This is a genomic window from Flavobacterium sp. N2550 (assembly GCF_025947265.1).
In the GTDB taxonomy this organism is placed as follows: domain Bacteria; phylum Bacteroidota; class Bacteroidia; order Flavobacteriales; family Flavobacteriaceae; genus Flavobacterium; species Flavobacterium endophyticum.
Genome location: NZ_CP110007.1, coordinates 792,158 through 809,212 on the forward strand (window position 1 = coordinate 792,158; position 17,055 = coordinate 809,212).

At 42.1% G+C, this 17,055-nt stretch carries 16 protein-coding genes; 7 read left to right on the forward strand and 9 right to left on the reverse strand.

Going from position 1 to position 17,055, the window contains the following annotated elements; translation table 11 throughout:
• Positions 1-1,239, forward strand: a complete 1,239-nt coding sequence (hflX, locus tag OLM56_RS03405; RefSeq protein WP_264528330.1) for a GTPase HflX — start codon at positions 1-3, stop codon at positions 1,237-1,239.
• Positions 1,240-1,298: 59 nt separating this feature from the next.
• Here hflX and OLM56_RS03410 read toward each other — a convergent pair whose 3' ends face one another.
• The 6 genes from OLM56_RS03410 to OLM56_RS03435 form a co-directional block, all read right to left on the reverse strand.
• Positions 1,299-2,186 carry a DUF3078 domain-containing protein gene (locus OLM56_RS03410; RefSeq protein ID WP_245982509.1) on the reverse strand — a complete coding sequence of 296 codons (888 nt, stop codon included), beginning with the start codon at positions 2,184-2,186 and terminating at the stop codon, positions 1,299-1,301.
• A 67-nt stretch (positions 2,187-2,253) separates the two neighbouring features.
• Positions 2,254-2,760: a DUF2480 family protein gene (locus tag OLM56_RS03415; RefSeq protein WP_264528331.1), complete on the reverse strand. Its 507-nt coding sequence runs from the start codon at positions 2,758-2,760 to the stop codon at positions 2,254-2,256.
• 132 nt (positions 2,761-2,892) lie between these two features.
• On the reverse strand, positions 2,893-3,216 hold the full coding sequence (locus OLM56_RS03420) for an SUF system Fe-S cluster assembly protein (protein ID WP_121375646.1): 324 nt from the start codon (positions 3,214-3,216) through the stop codon (positions 2,893-2,895).
• A 77-nt stretch (positions 3,217-3,293) separates the two neighbouring features.
• Positions 3,294-3,719, reverse strand: a complete 426-nt coding sequence (locus OLM56_RS03425) for a SufE family protein (RefSeq protein WP_121375647.1) — start codon at positions 3,717-3,719, stop codon at positions 3,294-3,296.
• A gap of 4 nt (positions 3,720-3,723) precedes the next feature.
• Positions 3,724-4,164 (reverse strand): hypothetical protein, encoded by a 441-nt coding sequence (locus tag OLM56_RS03430; protein ID WP_264528332.1) that lies wholly within the window; start codon positions 4,162-4,164, stop codon positions 3,724-3,726.
• A 12-nt stretch (positions 4,165-4,176) separates the two neighbouring features.
• Entirely contained in the window at positions 4,177-5,391 is a 1,215-nt protein-coding gene (locus OLM56_RS03435) for an aminotransferase class V-fold PLP-dependent enzyme (RefSeq protein ID WP_264528333.1), read from the reverse strand.
• A 409-nt stretch (positions 5,392-5,800) separates the two neighbouring features.
• Here OLM56_RS03435 and OLM56_RS03440 point away from each other — a divergent pair, with 409 nt between their 5' ends.
• The 4 genes from OLM56_RS03440 to OLM56_RS03455 all read left to right on the forward strand — a co-directional run bounded on the left by OLM56_RS03440 (position 5,801) and on the right by OLM56_RS03455 (position 9,624).
• Positions 5,801-6,673 (forward strand): heme/hemin ABC transporter substrate-binding protein, encoded by an 873-nt coding sequence (locus OLM56_RS03440; RefSeq protein WP_264528334.1) that lies wholly within the window; start codon positions 5,801-5,803, stop codon positions 6,671-6,673.
• Positions 6,674-6,762: 89 nt separating this feature from the next.
• Positions 6,763-7,797, forward strand: a complete 1,035-nt coding sequence (locus OLM56_RS03445; RefSeq protein ID WP_121376253.1) for a FecCD family ABC transporter permease — start codon at positions 6,763-6,765, stop codon at positions 7,795-7,797.
• Between the two features lies 1 nt (position 7,798).
• Positions 7,799-8,575 carry a heme ABC transporter ATP-binding protein gene (locus OLM56_RS03450; RefSeq protein WP_121375651.1) on the forward strand — a complete coding sequence of 259 codons (777 nt, stop codon included), beginning with the start codon at positions 7,799-7,801 and terminating at the stop codon, positions 8,573-8,575.
• Between the two features lie 11 nt (positions 8,576-8,586).
• A complete protein-coding gene (locus tag OLM56_RS03455; protein WP_264528335.1) occupies positions 8,587-9,624 on the forward strand; it encodes a hemin-degrading factor in 1,038 nt (345 codons plus the stop codon).
• 188 nt (positions 9,625-9,812) lie between these two features.
• Here OLM56_RS03455 and OLM56_RS03460 read toward each other — a convergent pair whose 3' ends face one another.
• Entirely contained in the window at positions 9,813-11,222 is a 1,410-nt protein-coding gene (locus tag OLM56_RS03460) for an HmuY family protein (protein ID WP_264528336.1), read from the reverse strand.
• 12 nt (positions 11,223-11,234) lie between these two features.
• Positions 11,235-13,385, reverse strand: a complete 2,151-nt coding sequence (locus tag OLM56_RS03465; protein WP_182493082.1) for a TonB-dependent receptor plug domain-containing protein — start codon at positions 13,383-13,385, stop codon at positions 11,235-11,237.
• 160 nt (positions 13,386-13,545) lie between these two features.
• On the opposite strand from OLM56_RS03465, the gene OLM56_RS03470 reads away from it, so the two are divergent.
• Positions 13,546-14,892 (forward strand): serine hydrolase domain-containing protein, encoded by a 1,347-nt coding sequence (locus tag OLM56_RS03470; RefSeq protein ID WP_264528337.1) that lies wholly within the window; start codon positions 13,546-13,548, stop codon positions 14,890-14,892.
• A gap of 66 nt (positions 14,893-14,958) precedes the next feature.
• Complete coding sequence (locus tag OLM56_RS03475; protein ID WP_121375656.1) at positions 14,959-15,636, forward strand: hypothetical protein; 678 nt, start codon at positions 14,959-14,961, stop codon at positions 15,634-15,636.
• Between the two features lie 54 nt (positions 15,637-15,690).
• Here the strand turns inward: OLM56_RS03475 and sufD are convergent, their stop codons facing one another.
• Positions 15,691-17,007, reverse strand: coding sequence for a Fe-S cluster assembly protein SufD (sufD, locus tag OLM56_RS03480; RefSeq protein ID WP_121375657.1), 1,317 nt, complete (start codon positions 17,005-17,007; stop codon positions 15,691-15,693).
• Positions 17,008-17,055 lie beyond the last annotated feature (48 nt).

Genomic DNA, 17,055 nt, shown 5'->3' on the forward strand with positions numbered 1-17,055 from the left:
ATGCTAGAAAAAGAAACCATAAAGTTTGAAAAGACGGTAGTCGTAGGGATTATAACGCAGCAACAAAATGAAGAAAAGCTCAACGAATACCTCGATGAGCTCGAGTTCCTGACCTATACCGCCGGAGGCGAAGTCGTAAAACGATTTTCCCAAAAGATGGAACGTCCGAACCCAAAGACCTTTTTAGGGACGGGAAAAATGGACGAAATCCACCATTATGTCAAAGAACACGCCATCAATACCGTTATTTTTGACGACGAGCTTACGCCATCGCAACAAAAGAACATCACCAAGATACTGGACTGCAAGGTTCTGGACCGTACGAACCTTATCTTGGACATTTTTGCCCAAAGGGCCGAAACTTCCTATGCCCGCACGCAGGTAGAATTGGCACAATGCCAGTACCTATTGCCAAGGCTGTCGGGAATGTGGACCCACTTGGAACGCCAAAAAGGAGGTATCGGGATGCGCGGTCCTGGAGAGACAGAAATCGAGACCGATAGGCGTATCGTCCGTGACCGTATAGCCTTGCTAAAAGACAAGATCAAGGTCATCGACAAGCAGATGTCGGTACAAAGAAGCAACCGCGGCGCCATGGTGCGCGTAGCTTTGGTCGGCTATACCAACGTAGGCAAGTCAACGCTGATGAACGTCATCAGCAAAAGCGAAGTCTTTGTAGAAAACAAGCTGTTTGCGACATTGGATACCACGGTACGAAAGGTAGTCATCAAAAACCTGCCGTTCCTGTTGTCTGATACCGTTGGATTTATCCGAAAATTGCCGACCCAGCTGGTCGAATCGTTCAAGAGTACGCTTGACGAAGTACGCGAAGCTGATTTGTTGCTGCACGTCGTAGACATCTCGCACCCTGATTTTGAAGAACATATTGCTTCCGTAAACCAGATCTTGGCCGACATCAAGAGTGCCGACAAGCCGACCATCATGGTCTTTAACAAGATCGATGCCTACAAGCACCTGACCATCGACGAAGACGATCTGATTACGGAAAAGACGACCAAACACTATACCCTAGAAGAATGGAAAGCCACTTGGATGTCGCGTATGGGAGAAGACAAAGCGCTGTTTATCGCGGCAGTCAACAAAGAAAACTTCGAGGAATTCCGCGAAAAAGTATACGAAGCCGTACGCGAAATACACATCACGCGCTTCCCGTACAACAAATTCCTGTATCCTGACTATAAGGAAGCTCCGGAAGATAAAAATACCGACGGCGAATAAGCCAGACATAAAAAAAGCCTTCAATAGTGAAGGCTTTTTCTTTTATAATAGTATGTAATCTAGAATCCGTAGTTCGCTCCTACCCCGAATACCTGCCTGATCTGGAATCCTTGGAAGGCATTGTCGTCATAAATCGTCTGGAACGACAAGTTGGTAGAAAGATATTTGTTGATTTTCATCACGATATTCAGCTGGTAGTCCAGATCCACATTTTGAGGATCCTCCAGATAATTCGAATACAAGCTCAAGATGTTCTCGAACGTCACGTTGGCCATGATGTCTAACTTATAATAGGCCGAAGCATAAGCACCCAGCTCATAGCGCAGCGACTTGCCTTCTTTTACGCCAAAATACGCTTCATCAGGCAACGTAAAGTTTTTGTCTACAAACGTAATTTTAGAAGTAGCAGGAGCAAAGTTGAATTTCAAGTTATCATCCCTTTTCCAAAGAATACCAGGACCAAAAGTCAGATACGCTGGCGATAAGAAGTTCGTATACTCTGTCCTGATTTCGACACCATTGGCATCTTTGCCATACTCATACCCTTTGGTAAACTGCGTCTTAAAGTTCAAGAAAGCTGAATAATACCAGCGGCTGTCCGGCTTGAATTTTTTACCAAGCAAAGAGTTCAGTTCCAGACGGTCGTCGGTCTTTTTCGCAAAAGAACTCGTACGCGTTTTCACGATACCATACGAAGCAATGACCTTGTTATCCCAAGTAATATCATCTTTCTTGTAGTTAAAGTCATAATTGACCCCTATGGTTCCGGAGATGTTGTTCTCCCCTCCTGCAAGCCAGTTGTCGAAGGTAGATTGGTTAAAAAGAAGCGACGCATTCCCTTTGGTTTGCCAAGTCTTTACAGTATCGGCAGGTGTAGCCGATGGCTCTTGCGCTTTTGCCTGAGTCATTCCGAACAAGCAAAGCAACAGTAAGGTGAGTTTCTTTATCATCGTGTTGGGTTTTACACAAAGATATTAAATACCCCTTTTTAAACCCGAAAAAGTACTAAAAAAGTTACTTTTTCTTATACAAAGGCACGGCAGAACACGCCTCGCCATACATAATGCTTCGCGCAAAAGGCTGTAACTTTTGGGCGGCCAAAAGATAAGCTCCCATCGGTACCGGCTTTCTGGAACAGCCCTTGATGATGACCGGTTTCCCTTCGTATTTTGAATAATCCAGAGTGGGAAGAATTGCTTCATACAGTGAAGTCTCCAGATCCTCCAGTCGGCCGTAAGCCACCCTTTTTGCAAACGGCGAAAGATACACCGTCACCAATATAGTAGCCCAAGCCGGAACGATCGCATCCGTACTGCAGAATACCGCCACATACTGATCCTGATACTGGGCCCAGTCGTGGTTTTTCAAATACTCGCGGAAATCCTTCTCCCGCAACAGAAAGCCCTCTAAAAGCCATTGCGAAATATCCAGCTCTGTCCGCTGCCCTTTCGGATAATAATCCTCTAGGTCAAACACTTCCAGCGCGCTGTTCGCAACCTTATTTATAATTTCTCCGTCCATTGAGATAGTTGATAATTGATAGTTAATAGTGGGTAGTTGGCGGTAGATAGTGAACAGTTGAGAGTTGAGAGTAGACAGTCAATACTATACAATCACAAAAACTATCAACTACCCACTATCAACTATAACCTACTAAAGCATTCCCAATTCCAATTTCGCTTCTTCGCTCATCAAATCCTTGCTCCAAGGCGGATCAAAAGTGATTTCTACCTCAGTAGCTTTCACGTTCTCGATCTTGTTGACTTTTTCTTCCACCTCTCTCGGAAGGCTTTCGGCCACAGGACAGTTAGGCGACGTTAGCGTCATTAATATTTTTACCTCATAATCCGTATTCACCATGACATCATAAATAAGCCCCAGCTCATAAATGTCTACCGGAATTTCAGGATCATAAATCGTCTTCAGTATTTTTACAATATCCTCGCCCAATTGGTTCGTATCTATTTCGTGTTCCATGATTGTTGTACTTGTTTTGTTATTCGAATGTAACTCCTTTTATTTGATGGCTTTGCCCAATTCTGTCATTCCTTTAGCTAGGAACCCGACTGAAAAGCCAGCGCATACATCTTGATCTGCTTGATCATCGACACCAGCCCGTTGGCCCGCGTTGGCGACAAATGCTCCTTTAGTCCGATTTCATCAATAAACTTCGTATCCGCTTCCAAGATATCCGAAGCCTTCTGATTAGAAAAAGTCCGGATCAAGATCGCGATAATGCCTTTTGTCAAGATCGCATCGCTGTCGGCCGTAAAGACGATCTTGTCGTCCTGCTTTTCGCCGTGCAGCCACACTTTCGACTGGCAGCCCTTGATGATATTGTCTTCTGTTTTGTATTGGTCATCGATCATCGGAAGCGTCTTGCCCAGATCGATCACGTATTGGTAACGCTCGTCCCAATTCTCGTCGTCAAACATCGAGAATTCGTCCTTTATTTCGTCTTGTATTTCTTGAATCGTCATAATTTTAATCTTCTTTTTGCATATCCGAAGCCGCTATGATTTTCCCCACCAGCTTTTCAATTTCTTTAGGAGGCGTTCCATGGTCAAACGAAGTGCTCTTATACGTATCCTTGCCGTGGATCACGGTCAAGCTCGCAATCATGGCGCCGTCATAAAACCTTTTTTCAGTAGGCGCTTTTAAGTTTTGGATGTTATTCTTGTCAATCTTTGCCAATAAATCCAGCATCTCGTTCCAATCGCTTCGCGACAGCTTTTTCTCCACAGCTTCCCCTTTCCTTCCCTTGATGGTAAAGATCGTGTCCTGCTTGGCGATAATTTTAGCATAGTTCCCTCGGGTCGTAGCCTCATATTCAAAAGAAATGTTTTCGCTTTCCTTTCGCAATTCCGAGCTGTTGCAGCCCTTTGCGAGAACCAGAACCAATACAAATGCAGATAATAGTTTCATAGCTTTATAATTTTAGGATAACATTGTTTTTGCCTTTTTGACCGCCTCGACCAGCGCATCGATTTCTTCCTTCGTATTGTAAAATGCAAAAGAAGCACGAATCGTTCCCGGAATATCAAAAAAGCGCATGATCGGCTGTGCACAGTGATGTCCTGTACGCACCGCTATTCCTAGCTTGTCAACAATCGTACCGATATCAAACGGATGGATGCCCTCCACATTAAACGAAATCACCGAAGTCTTATGCTCCGAAGTCCCGTAAATCTTCACGCCTTCAATTTCCAGCAACCTGCGCGTGCCGTACTCCAAAAGCTCGTTCTCATAGGCCGCAATCGTTTCAAAACCAATCGAGTTCAGATAATCGATAGCCGTACCCAAGACAATTCCGCCGGCAATATTGGGCGTTCCCGCCTCAAATTTATGTGGCAGTTCCGCATACGTCGTCTTTTCAAAAGTCACCTCCTTGATCATCTCGCCGCCGCCCTGATACGGAGGCAGCTTGTTGAGCCACGCCTCTTTTCCGTACAAGATACCCGTGCCCGTAGGCCCGCATATCTTATGGCCCGAAAAGACATAAAAGTCGCAATCCAGTGCCTGCACGTCCGGCTTCATATGAGCCGCAGACTGTGCCCCGTCGATCAAGACTGCCGCTCCAAAACGGTGCGCTTTCGCTATAATTTCTTCTATCGGATTAATGGTTCCCAACGCATTCGAAATATGGTTGACCGCAATCACTTTTGTCTTTTCCGAAAGCAGTCGGTCAAACCCTTCCATGACCAGTTCGCCCTTTTCGTTCATCGGGATAACCGTCAGTTGAGCGCCCGTCCTTTCGCACAGCATCTGCCACGGAACAATATTCGAATGATGCTCCAAAGCCGAAACCATCACCTCATCTCCTGGTTTCAAGAGCGAAGCAAACCCATTAGCAACCAGATTGATGCCATGCGTCGTTCCCGACGTAAAAAGCACCTCATGGCTATGAGCCGCATTGATATGGCGCTGGATTTTGCCGCGCGAAGCCTCATACGCATCAGTCGCCAATTGGCTCAGCTTGTGCACGCCGCGATGGATGTTCGCATTGATTTCTTCATAATAAGAAGCAATCGCCTCTAAGACTACTTTAGGCTTTTGGGAAGTCGCCGCATTATCGAAATAAACCAACGGCTTGCCGTTCACTTTCTGAGAAAGTATCGGGAATTCGGCTCGAATGGATTGGATATCTAACATGTTATATTTGGAAATAGATGCAAATTTACGGTATGTTTATGTAATACGGTAAGAATTAAGATAGAATTAAAACTTCGCCGCAGTTCAAGTAAAAAACCGGCCTATTTTACCTTAGTTACTCTATAGTTACTCCATGGTTACTCCATAGATACTCCATAGATAGTCCATGGTGAGTCCATGTCAGCCCATATCTCGGCAAGATCAAAAACAGTATCGTTGGAGACGTAATTTAGAAAGCCGTCGTCCTATTCTTTACAGCAATAGAAAAACAAGACATTCCGAGTACCGTCAAAATAAAGCGCTACATTAATTTAAGGAAACTTTTAAGATTTTTTACTTTCACGACTACAAAAATAGTTATAGTTTTGCGGTTATTTAGATTTATTTAAAATAACAAACACAGTTACAGATGAAAAAAATAAGCGTTCTTGTTCTTGCAATCGTTTCATTAGCAGTAGTTTCTTGTAAAAAAGAAGAAGCTAAAAAGGAAGAAGCTCCGGCTGAAAAAACCAAAGCCCACAAAATTGTTTCGTTAAACGGCGCCGTAACCGAAATCGTTGCCGCTTTAGGTCACGAAAAAGAAATAGTAGGAGTTGATGTCACTTCAACCTATCCAGAAACAATCAAAACCACTGCAGCCGATTTGGGCCACGTTCGCTCGATCACGATTGAATCGATCATTGCCTTGAAACCTACAGTAATCATCGGTACAGAAAAAGACATGAGTCCAGAACTGGCAGAAAAAATCAAAAATGCTGGTATTGAAGCCCATATCTTAAAACAAGAATTCACTCCAGAAGGAACAAAAAAACTAATCGCTGAAGTAGCCGGAATTCTAAAAACAACCGACTTCAAAGCGTTGACCGATAAAATTGATGCTGATTTGGCTAACGTACAGCCAATCGCAAAAGCCCCAAAAGTATTGTTCATCTATGCACGTGGCGCCGGAACCCTAATGGTATCTGGAAAAAACACGCCAGTAGAAAAAACGATTGCTTTGGCGGGCGGTCAAAATGCAGTTACTGAGTTTGAAGACTTCAAGCCATTGACTCCAGAATCACTAATCAAAGGAAATCCTGATGTAATCTTGCTGTTTACTTCCGGATTAGAAAGCCTTGGCGGTGTTGACGGATTGCTTAAAATCCAAGGCGTTGACAAGACAAACGCAGGAAAAAACAAAAAAATTATTGCTTTAGACGGTGCCCTGATTTCAGGTTTTGGCCCGCGTGTTGGCGAAGGTGCCGCGGCATTAAACGCCGAGTTGATCAAAGCCACAAAATAACAAATCCCAAAAGGGTTTAGCTTGCTGGTTGTCTCACGGACAATCAGCAAGAAAAATTCCTAAAATCCCGAAGGGATGAAATGACCATAATGCAAAATAAGTTACCGTTATATATTTTTTTAAGCCTAGTGTTGTTACTCGTTTTAGCAGCCGGGGCTTTATATATGGGAGTTTACGAATTCGAAAAACACTCGTTCTTTGCCATTTTTCAAGCTATTTTTAACAATGACAGCTCTATTCCGGACAGCGACAAATACGTCTTGCTGGAATTAAGGTTGCCGCGAATCGTGATGTCAATTCTTGTCGGAAGCGCCTTGGCGGTTTCAGGAACCTGCCTTCAAGGCATGTTTAAAAACCCTCTAGCCTCGCCCGACCTGATCGGTATTACCTCAGGAGCGATGCTTTTTGCCGCCGTTTCCATTGTTTTAGGAAGCCATTTCAAGCCCTATATTCCAGAAGTTTTTCACTTTTCGATGCTGAGTATTGCCGCCTTTCTAGGAGCCTTGCTGACCATGACAATCGTATACCGAATTTCGACTTCTAACGGAAAAACCAATGTGGTCGTAATGCTGCTTTCAGGAGTAGCCATCACAGCCATCAGTTTTGCAACCACAGGATTCTTGATCTACCTTTCTAAAGAAGAACAATTGAGAGACTTGACCTTCTGGAACTTAGGAAGCCTTGGAGGCGCGACTTGGACAAAAAACGCTATTCTAGCGGCCATCATCCTCATCGCCTTTTCGTTCCTGATTACCAAAGGAAAAGCGCTGAATGCGATGATGCTTGGCGAAAGAGACGCACAGCATTTGGGTGTTCCGGTAGAAAAAATAAAAAAGAAAATAGTCGTTTTGACCGCTTTGCTGGTCGGAACCTGTGTCGCTTTTTCAGGAAACATCGGCTTTATCGGCCTGATTGTTCCTTATATTTTAAGATTACTATTTAAATCGAATTACCATATCATCCTGCCCATGTCGGCAATCTTTGGAAGCATCCTGTTGCTCACGGCAGACACCATAAGCAGAACCATTGTACCGCCATCAGAGATTCCGATCGGAATCCTGACAGCGTTTATGGGAGCGCCTATTTTTATTGCTATTTTAATTCGAAACAAAAAATCGATGTAATATGCTAGAAGCCTGCAAGATATCGTATTCGCACAAAAAATTCTCCATTCTGGAAAACATCGACGTGTCTGTTAATTACGGCGAATTGCTTGTAATTGTCGGGCCAAACGGAGCCGGCAAATCAACGCTCTTGAGCATGTTGGCCAATGAAATGGGACAAAGCGAAGAACCTATTTACTTCAAAAAGAAAACATTTGAAGAATGGGACCAGAAAATACTGCCGCAGCACAAGGCAAAATTCTCGCAGCAGAACAGCAACGACATTCCGCTTACCGTAAACGATGTTGTCATGATGGGACGCTACCCTTATTTTAACTCCGTGCCGCAGCAGTCCGACATCGACGCCGTGATGAAATCAATGGCAGAAACCGATGTCGTTGCTATGAAAGACAGAGACTACAACACCCTTTCGGGAGGCGAAAGACAGCGCGTGCACCTGGCCAGAGTATTGGCGCAGCTCGAAAACGACATCGCCCACAAACTCGTTTTTATGGACGAGCCCTTAAACAACTTAGACATCCTGCACCAGCACAGGATACTCCATACCCTTAAAAACTTTACAGAATTAGGCAATACGGCTATTGTCGTACTCCACGACCTCAACCTGGCAGCACAATTTGCAGACCAAGTCCTCCTACTCAAAAAAGGAAAGATCGTGAGCCACGACAAGCCAGAAAAGGTCTTTACAAAAGAAATCATAAGCAAGGTCTATAACTTTCCTTGCACGATTTGCCTGAACCCGGTAAATCAGAACCCTTTAATAATTTTTGGAACATAATATTTACACAGATGGATACACTAACAAACAACCTGAAGTCGCAATGGGAAAAGCTAAAAGCCGAAAACCCACATTTAAGAATCCGCAATGCCGCTGAAAAACTAGGCGTAAGCGAAGCAGAATTAGTAGCTACCCAAGTAGGAGAAACCGTAACTAGGCTTCGTCCGGAATTTTCGGCTATCCTTACCGAAGTAGAAACACTAGGAAAAGTAATGGCCTTGACACGCAACGAAGAGTGCGTACACGAAAGAAAAGGAATCTACCTAAATCCTGACTTCAGCTCTCCGCATGCAGGACTGTTTGTAGGCGAAGATATCGATTTGCGTATCTTTTTAGGCCACTGGGCAAAAGCTTTTGCCGTAGCCGAGAAATCAGAGCACGGAGACAGAAAAAGCCTTCAGTTCTTCGGAAAAGACGGCTTGGCAATCCACAAGATCTACTTGACAAAAGACAGCAACGAGGCCGCTTTCGATGCTTTGGTTGAAAAATACAAATCAGAAGACCAGTCAACAGCAGAAACAACGATTGAAGTGCCGTTGAACATTGACGAAAAAGCAGATGCTGATATTGATGTAGCTGGTTTCCAAACCGCTTGGGAAACCCTAAAAGATACTCACGAATTCTTCGGAATGCTTCGCAAATTCGGAGTGACAAGAACACAAGCCCTTCGTTTGGCTCCAAACGAAAACTTTGCCAAGAAAGTAGAAAAAGACGTAATCGTAAAAATGCTAGAAGGCGCTGCCGAAAGCAAGCTGCCGATCATGGTATTCACTGGAAACAGAGGAAACATCCAAATCCACACTGGATTAGTAAGAAAAACAATGTGGCATGGCGACTGGTTCAACGTAATGGACCCAGATTTCAACATGCACCTTGACATGTCGAAAATCGCACAAACTTGGATCGTAAGAAAACCGACAGAAGATGGCGAAGTTACCGCTATCGAAGTATTCAATGAAATGGGCGAAATCATCGTTCAGTTCTTCGGAAAAAGAAAACCAGGCATTCCAGAACTAAAAGAATGGAAAGAACTGGTTGCCGCTTTGTAGGTACTTAGTTTTAATATATTTGATGCAAGCCTGCCGGTCCGATTGGTCCGGCAGGCTTTTTTTATGACCTTAAACGCATTTAGCAGGCCTCTATTTATTTCAATTCTGCTCGGCATACATATTTTAGTGCAAAGCAAAAAAAAACGGGCCGTAGGGCCCGTTTTAAGAATAAACAATAAAACCTGAGATTATTGCAGCAATGCATATTGGAAAGTAGGATATCCTCTTTCTCCTCCTGCATTAGCACCACCAGTAAATTTCAATTTATAGATATTTCCAGCTGGATCTTTGATAACAAAGAAACGGTCTGTTTTCAAAACGAATGCCGAAACTGGCAATCCACCAGGACCTGTAGTACTTGTGCTTCTCCAGTTAGAACCAATGTTTCTTTGGTCTTCTGTAAAGCTTGCGTTTACTACATTAGCAAGCGTGAACGTATCGTAGTTCAATGTTTCTGTATTCAATACTTGGTACGATCTTGCACCGCCTTTTAAGTTGGTTACAACGAAATCTGGATAGTAGTAAGGAGTCGTAGGACCAACTAGGTTGGTAAAAGTCGTGAAGTTAAGATCCCATTGGTTTTTCTGTGGCTCTACATTTACTACATTTTTAGAAGTCAAGCTAAAGAAGGTAAAGTTGAAAGCAGAATTTTTAGAGATGATTTTTTCTTCGTGAGTCGTAGCATCGATATCAGCATATTGGATTTTGTAGTCGTTGCCGCTTTTAAGGATTCTTACTTTTTTCCATCCTCTTGAAGTACCAGAAGCTGAACCTTCAGAACCTATTGAAGGCGCTGTTTCAGACGGATTGCTTCCCATGTTGATCAAATATACTTTGTTATCAGCATCATTAGCAGAAATTGCAGCGATAGCTGTTTGAGTGATAAGTCCAGCTGGGTGGTCGATTTGCGAAGCCACGCCTTGTCCTTGAGAGATGATCATAGACTCGTCAGCAACCTGAACCTCATCAATATTAGTTGTTTCTAATTGTTTAGCAGCCATTTTCAACGAACCGTTGATTACAACTCTAAAATCAGAACCTCCGTAAAAACCAAGATCCCAAGAAGTTCTTAGCGCTGTAGCGTTACCGCCGCTGCTCAAGTCGATATACACTTGGTTAGGCTGGTTAGGACCGCCAACTTGTGCAGCCAAAGCTTGTCCTAAAGAAGCTGCCTCGTTAAAGTTAACTTGGATTTTATTGTTAGAAGAAACAGAAGCATTAGTCGCGTCAGTAATCGTGAATTTTACATTTTTCACATCGGTCGGAGCCGCATTCGTCAATTTGTTAAAGTTGAAAGAAACAGAGCTCACGTTAGCAGCGTAAGGAATTGTCAGGGTAGTTCCTGTTGCAGCAGGAGCTGTAGTAAAATCTGTACCATACGTTACAGCAGTAGTAGCGAACGAAATGTTCAACGAACCGGCAGTTGTAGTAGGCGCAGAGAAAACAATTTGTACAGGCGTTGTTGCCTCAGTCAAATTTAAAGAAGGCACGCCAAAAGCAACCGAAGTGCTAGATGAACCACCGTTATCGTCATCGCTGTTACAAGCTGAAAAAGCAAGTACTACCAGTGAAAGAATAAAAATTAGATTTTTTTTCATGTTATTTATAGATTAATTAAAATTGAGATTATACGTAAGTTTAAGGAAATACGATCTTCCATACCCCAAAAGAAGGTCAGACCCTGACACATGCACACCAGTAGTTCCCTGCGTAAGCTGAACGCTGGTAATATCTAAAAGATTTCTGGCACCGACAGTCACTTCAAATTGGTTTTTGAAGAACGATTTGCGGATCGAAGCATCCATCCAGCCATAAGACTCTAGCTCAGACAAGATAAATTCAGCATTATTATTAACATCGGTCGAAGAGATGTATTGCTGCTGCTTTCCGTTGAATTTGTAATAGATTGAAAACAAAGTATTCCATTTCGGAACATTATACGATACGTTAGAATTCACTTGCAAAGAATACAAGAATTTATCATCCGAAGTAAGATTCAAAGCCGCCAAGTCTATTTTTTGCGAAATACCCACCAAGGCCAATCCTACTTTTGCATTCCAGTTCTTATAAGCAAACTGGTGCGTCGAAGAAATATTCCACATCTTATATTTATCGATGTTCATGTATTTGTAGCTCTGGAAAGGAACAACCTGAGTAAGAATCAAGCTGATTCTGTCATCAACATCCATATACGTAACCGCAAGATTGTTAGAAAGCTGGGCACCCGAATCAAAATAAGTCGCTTTCTTGACGCTCACCTCATACGAAGAACTGGTCTCCGGAATCAAGTTCTCATTCCCTTGAAGATCATGATTTGAATCAACAAAATACGTATAAAGCTCATCAAAGTTCGGAGTCCTGTAGGATTTTCCTAAAGATCCCCTAGCCTCGATACCATGGGAGAAAAGATACCTCAAGCCCAAAGAACTTGCATATTGGTCTTCAAACTTAGATTGAATCGAATAACGCAATCCTGGACGGACAGAGAATTTTTCTGTAAAGCGGATTTCTGCAGCCGTGAAAATATCGTAATTCTCCAGTCTTTTTCGGATATCCTTAACCTGTTGGTTGTCGTCTTTGAAAATCCCCGCAGTCGCATCATAAAAACCTCTTTCATTCACCGCTTCGTAGCCCAACTGCAAGTCAACGCTTTTATCTTTAAAGAAATTACTCAACGCACCAGTCGAGTAAATCACCTCTTTGGATTGATACGTCTCTCTGGCATTGTCTGTTTCGTTCTCGCTCTCTAATTGATAATTGAATTTCTCAATATCGCGGGACTGTTTCTGGTGCGACACCGAAACATTATAATTTAACTGGGAAAACAATTTTCCGTACGAATTCAAGTGATGGTAGTATCGGTTTGAGATATACCTTCTATCGTTAGAAAAATGAGTATCCGGAAAAGGATAATTATCAATCGGAATCACGACCGGATTGTAATAATCCACATTCTCTCCGAAATAATCGAATTTGTAGAAAATCCTGAAATCATTCTTGGTATAACCAATTAATCCATTACCGACCAATTGCTCTTTCGGAAGCCAGCTGTAACCGCGCTTTCCGTCATTTTGCATATAATCTTTACCTTCTTGTTTGTCAAAGAATCCAGCAAAATCATTGCGGCTTCCCCCTATTGTAGCAAACCAATTCTCATTAAAACTATGCGAAATCTTGGCATTTTGGATATGCCTTCCTTTGTCAAAAAAAGCAAACTCGTCCGATACCGTTTCTTCTTGCGCAGAAGCCGTAATCTCCCATTTATATTTTGAATTCTTCTTCGTGATGATGTTCAAGATTCCCGTCACGGCATTTGCTCCGTGCGTAACGCCCATAGAACCTTCGATAATTTCGATCTGCTCAATATCGTCAAGATTGACCTGTGTCAAGTCAATATTAGTTCCAAGCCCAGTATCGCTGACCAAAGGAACATTATCCACCAATATTTTAAAATATTGAGAGTCAAGACCGAACATCGAAACCGTAGAACGTCCGTCGCTTCCGCTGGTTCTGATAGAAATATTAAGATATTGGTTCAAGACATCGCCAAGATTGTTAGCAGCAAGGCGCTTGATGTCTTCTCTAGAGATGACCCTAACATTATGAACCGATTTTTTTAGGGATTGAGGCTCAAACTGACCCGTAACGACCACTTCTTCCAGCTGGCTGGTTTTTGTAGTATCTTGAAGTTTTTCCTGAGAAAAAGCCGTTAAAGAAAGAAAAAGTGATAAGGAAAGATAAGCCTTTGTATTAATTTGCATTACTATTCATCTTTAGATTAATTCTAAATTGCAAATCTAGCAACCTCTTCCGGTTTATGCAAATTATTTTTACTAATTCTAAATAAAAATGTAAAGTCTTATTATTTTTTATTGATTTACTAATGACATTCTTTTAAATTTACCAAAATCTAAGGCTAACATGAAAAAAAAATTAAAAATAATTGGCTGTATATTACTAGCACTGATTGGATATGCCGCCTGCACTAATTATCCAAAGCTGGATCTGATTTCGGGGTTCTCTGCAAAAAGCATGGCCTCTGGATTTTTTATTGACCATCGCTCCCAAGAAATGATCACCGCTGGAGATAACGATATCGATATGGTCAGGCTGGCAAAAAACAAAGTATTTGAAAAAGAAGGCTACGCCACATCGTCCGTTTATGGCCTAAAAGAACGAAAAGCCATTTACCGGGAAGGCTTGGGAGTGACCCTGATTAATGATGCTTTTGATAATTCTAAGCCCTATGACGTCCCAAAAAGAAATACGACGAAATCCAATCTGCCCTATCCTTATGGCGATAACGAGCCAAAAGATACGGCCTTTACATCCATCGACTATACTAAATTAGAAAAAGCAATAGCCAATGCTTTCGATAAAAAAGGCGAAAAAAGCAAACGCACCCGCTCGCTTTTGATCCTATACAAAGACCGATTGATTGCCGAAAAATATGATACTGGATTTGATAAAAACTCCAAGATTCTAGGATGGTCTATGACCAAGAGCCTGACAGCGACCTATTTCGGCATCCTCCAGAAGCAAGGAAAAATCAACATCAACAGTCCGGCTCCTATTGCCGAATGGAAAAACGACGAACGTTCCAAGATTACGATCAACGACCTGCTTCACATGAACTCTGGCTTAGAATGGGAAGAGAAATACGACAAGATTTGTGATGCTACCAAAATGCTTTTCGAAGCCGAAGACATGGCCCAAATACAAAGAGAAAAGCCGCTAGTCGGAATACCGAATCAAAGTTGGAATTATTCGTCAGGAACTACCAATCTCTTATCCGGAATTTTAAGAAGCCAATTCAAGACCCACCAAGAATATCTAGACTTCTGGTATTCGGCATTGATTGATAAGATAGGCATGCACTCCATGTTAGTAGAAACCGACATGGCCGGCAACTATGTAGGCTCCTCCTACGCATGGGCAACTACTCGAGATTGGGGAAAATTTGGACTATTATACCTCAGAAACGGAAACTGGAACGGCGAACAGCTATTTGATAAAAGCTGGGCGGCATATGTTACAATTCCTACCAAAACTTCCGAAGGACGCTATGGCGGTCATTTTTGGCTGAATGCCGGAGGCAGATATCCTGATGCGCCAAAAGACATGTATTATGCCAGCGGCTTCCAGGGACAGAAGATTTTCATCATTCCGTCGATGGATATGGTCATCGTGCGTTTTGGCCTGACCGAAGACGAAGCCTTTGATTTTAATGCCATGCTAAAAGGAATCTTAGGCAGTTTCAAAAAATGATTGTATCTTCATCATTACTATTTATCCTTAAAAATTATAACTTCGTAAAAACTAAATGTAAAAAACATGAAGAAAATTGTTCTAGCCATCTTGTTTGTCTCCCTGATGCTTGCTTCTTGCAGCAGTGATGACAGCGGAGAATCAAACGGCGTATCTACAGGAAATTACTGGCCGATGGCCGTAAACAACACTTGGGTTTTTGACGATAACGGCACTAGCTCTGAGCTAAAAATAACAGGTACCGATGTATTTAACGGAACGACCTATTATAAACTTTATGACGCTTCAGACAGTACATTTGGTGTCGAGAATTGGGTTACGAAAAAAGGCGCCACCTATTTTCAAAAAGTCGCTGATGCAACCATCAATCAAGATGGAATAGTAATTAGTATGGAGGGCTATGAAGTCCCGATGTTTAAAGATGATCTACAGCCTAACGCAACATGGAGCGGAACGGTTTCTCCAAAAGTTACCTATAATGTAAACGGACAAACGGCTTCTCTTACGGCTAAAGTCAAATACACAGGAACCATGTTAGAAAAAGCGCCAACCGTAACTCTAAATGGCGAAACCTACACAGATGTCCTGAAAATCAAACTTAAAATTGAAGTCACAATAGCCAATCAACTGACGGTTGCTGACCAGGAGTATTGGTTTGCCAAAGATGTTGGACCGATACGAGAATACCAGTCCACGAATGGCGAAACCAGTGAAAGGACGATAATTGATTACATCCTAAACTAAATAAAAAAAGGTTCAAAGAAATACTTTGAACCTTTTTTTATATTTTGACTGATCTTATAAATCAAATCCCATATTTACGCCTAATTTCATCGCAATGATCTTAGTGATTCTTGCCTTCATAGCCGGAATCTTGATGCTTTCAATCACCTCGTTTGAGAAGGCATACATCAACAGTGCCTTGGCTTCCTTTTGCGGAATCCCTCGAGACTGCATATAAAACATAGCCTTTTCGTCTAGCTGTCCGATCGTGCAGCCGTGAGAACATTTCACATCATCTGCAAAAATTTCCAACTGTGGCTTGGCATTGATCGACGCTTTGTCGCTCAAAAGGATATTGTTATTCTGCTGGAAAGCATCCGTTTTTTGTGCTTCTTTCTCTACATAAATCTTTCCATTGAAAACTCCAGTAGATTTGTCATCGAAAATTCCTTTATAATTCTGATGGCTTTCGCAGTTAGGAGTCGCATGCTGTACCAAGGTATAATGATCGACATGCTGTTTTCCTTCGATAATCGTAATTCCTTTTAGCGTAGAATCAATATGCTCGCCTTGGTGGTAAAAATTCAGGTTGTTTCTTGTCAAATTACCTCCAAAAGAAAAAGTATGCACAGAAGCGTTGCTTTGCTCTTTCTGAGCTATGTAAGTATTGTCAATCAACGAAGCTTCAAGATTGTCATTTTGGATCTTATAATAATCGACAATGGCTCTTTTTTGGACAAAAATTTCGGTAACCGAATTCGTCAAAACGGGATTGTCATTCAAGCTTTGGTGCCTTTCAATAATCTGAACATGGGCATTCTCGCCTACGATAATCAAGTTTCTCGGTTGTACCAAAAGCGCTGCTTCTGTTCCTGTAGAAAAATTAATAATTTCTATAGGCTTTTCTACAACTTTGCTTCTCGGAATGTTGATATACGCGCCTTCATAAGCAAAAGCAGTATTCAAGGAAGTCAGACTCTCTTCTTTGTTGGCTACTTTGTTGAAATATTCATCAATAACCATCTTGTATTTTGGCTTTGTCAATGCCGATGACATCAAGCAGACATCCAAGCCGTCATGGGTCGTAGAAGATAGGAAAGAACTAAACACACCATCCACAAAAACCACTTTGTAAGTATCTATCTCATGAATGAAATACTTTTTTACTTCTGAAAATTCAACCGCATTTTCCTTTTTAGGAAATACGCTGAAATCATTTTTCAGAATAGTGTTCAACGACGTATATTTCCAAGCTTCCTCCTTTTTGGTTGGAAAACCTTTATTTTCAAAATTCTTAAACGCCTCTGTACGAACATCGTGCAAGTCAGAATCGACATCCACGCGTTCTTCAAAAGCCATAAAAGATGATATTAGTTTTTCTTTTAATTCCATTGTTTGTTGGTCTTAAAGTCAAAAGTCAAAAAGTCAAAGGTCAAAAAG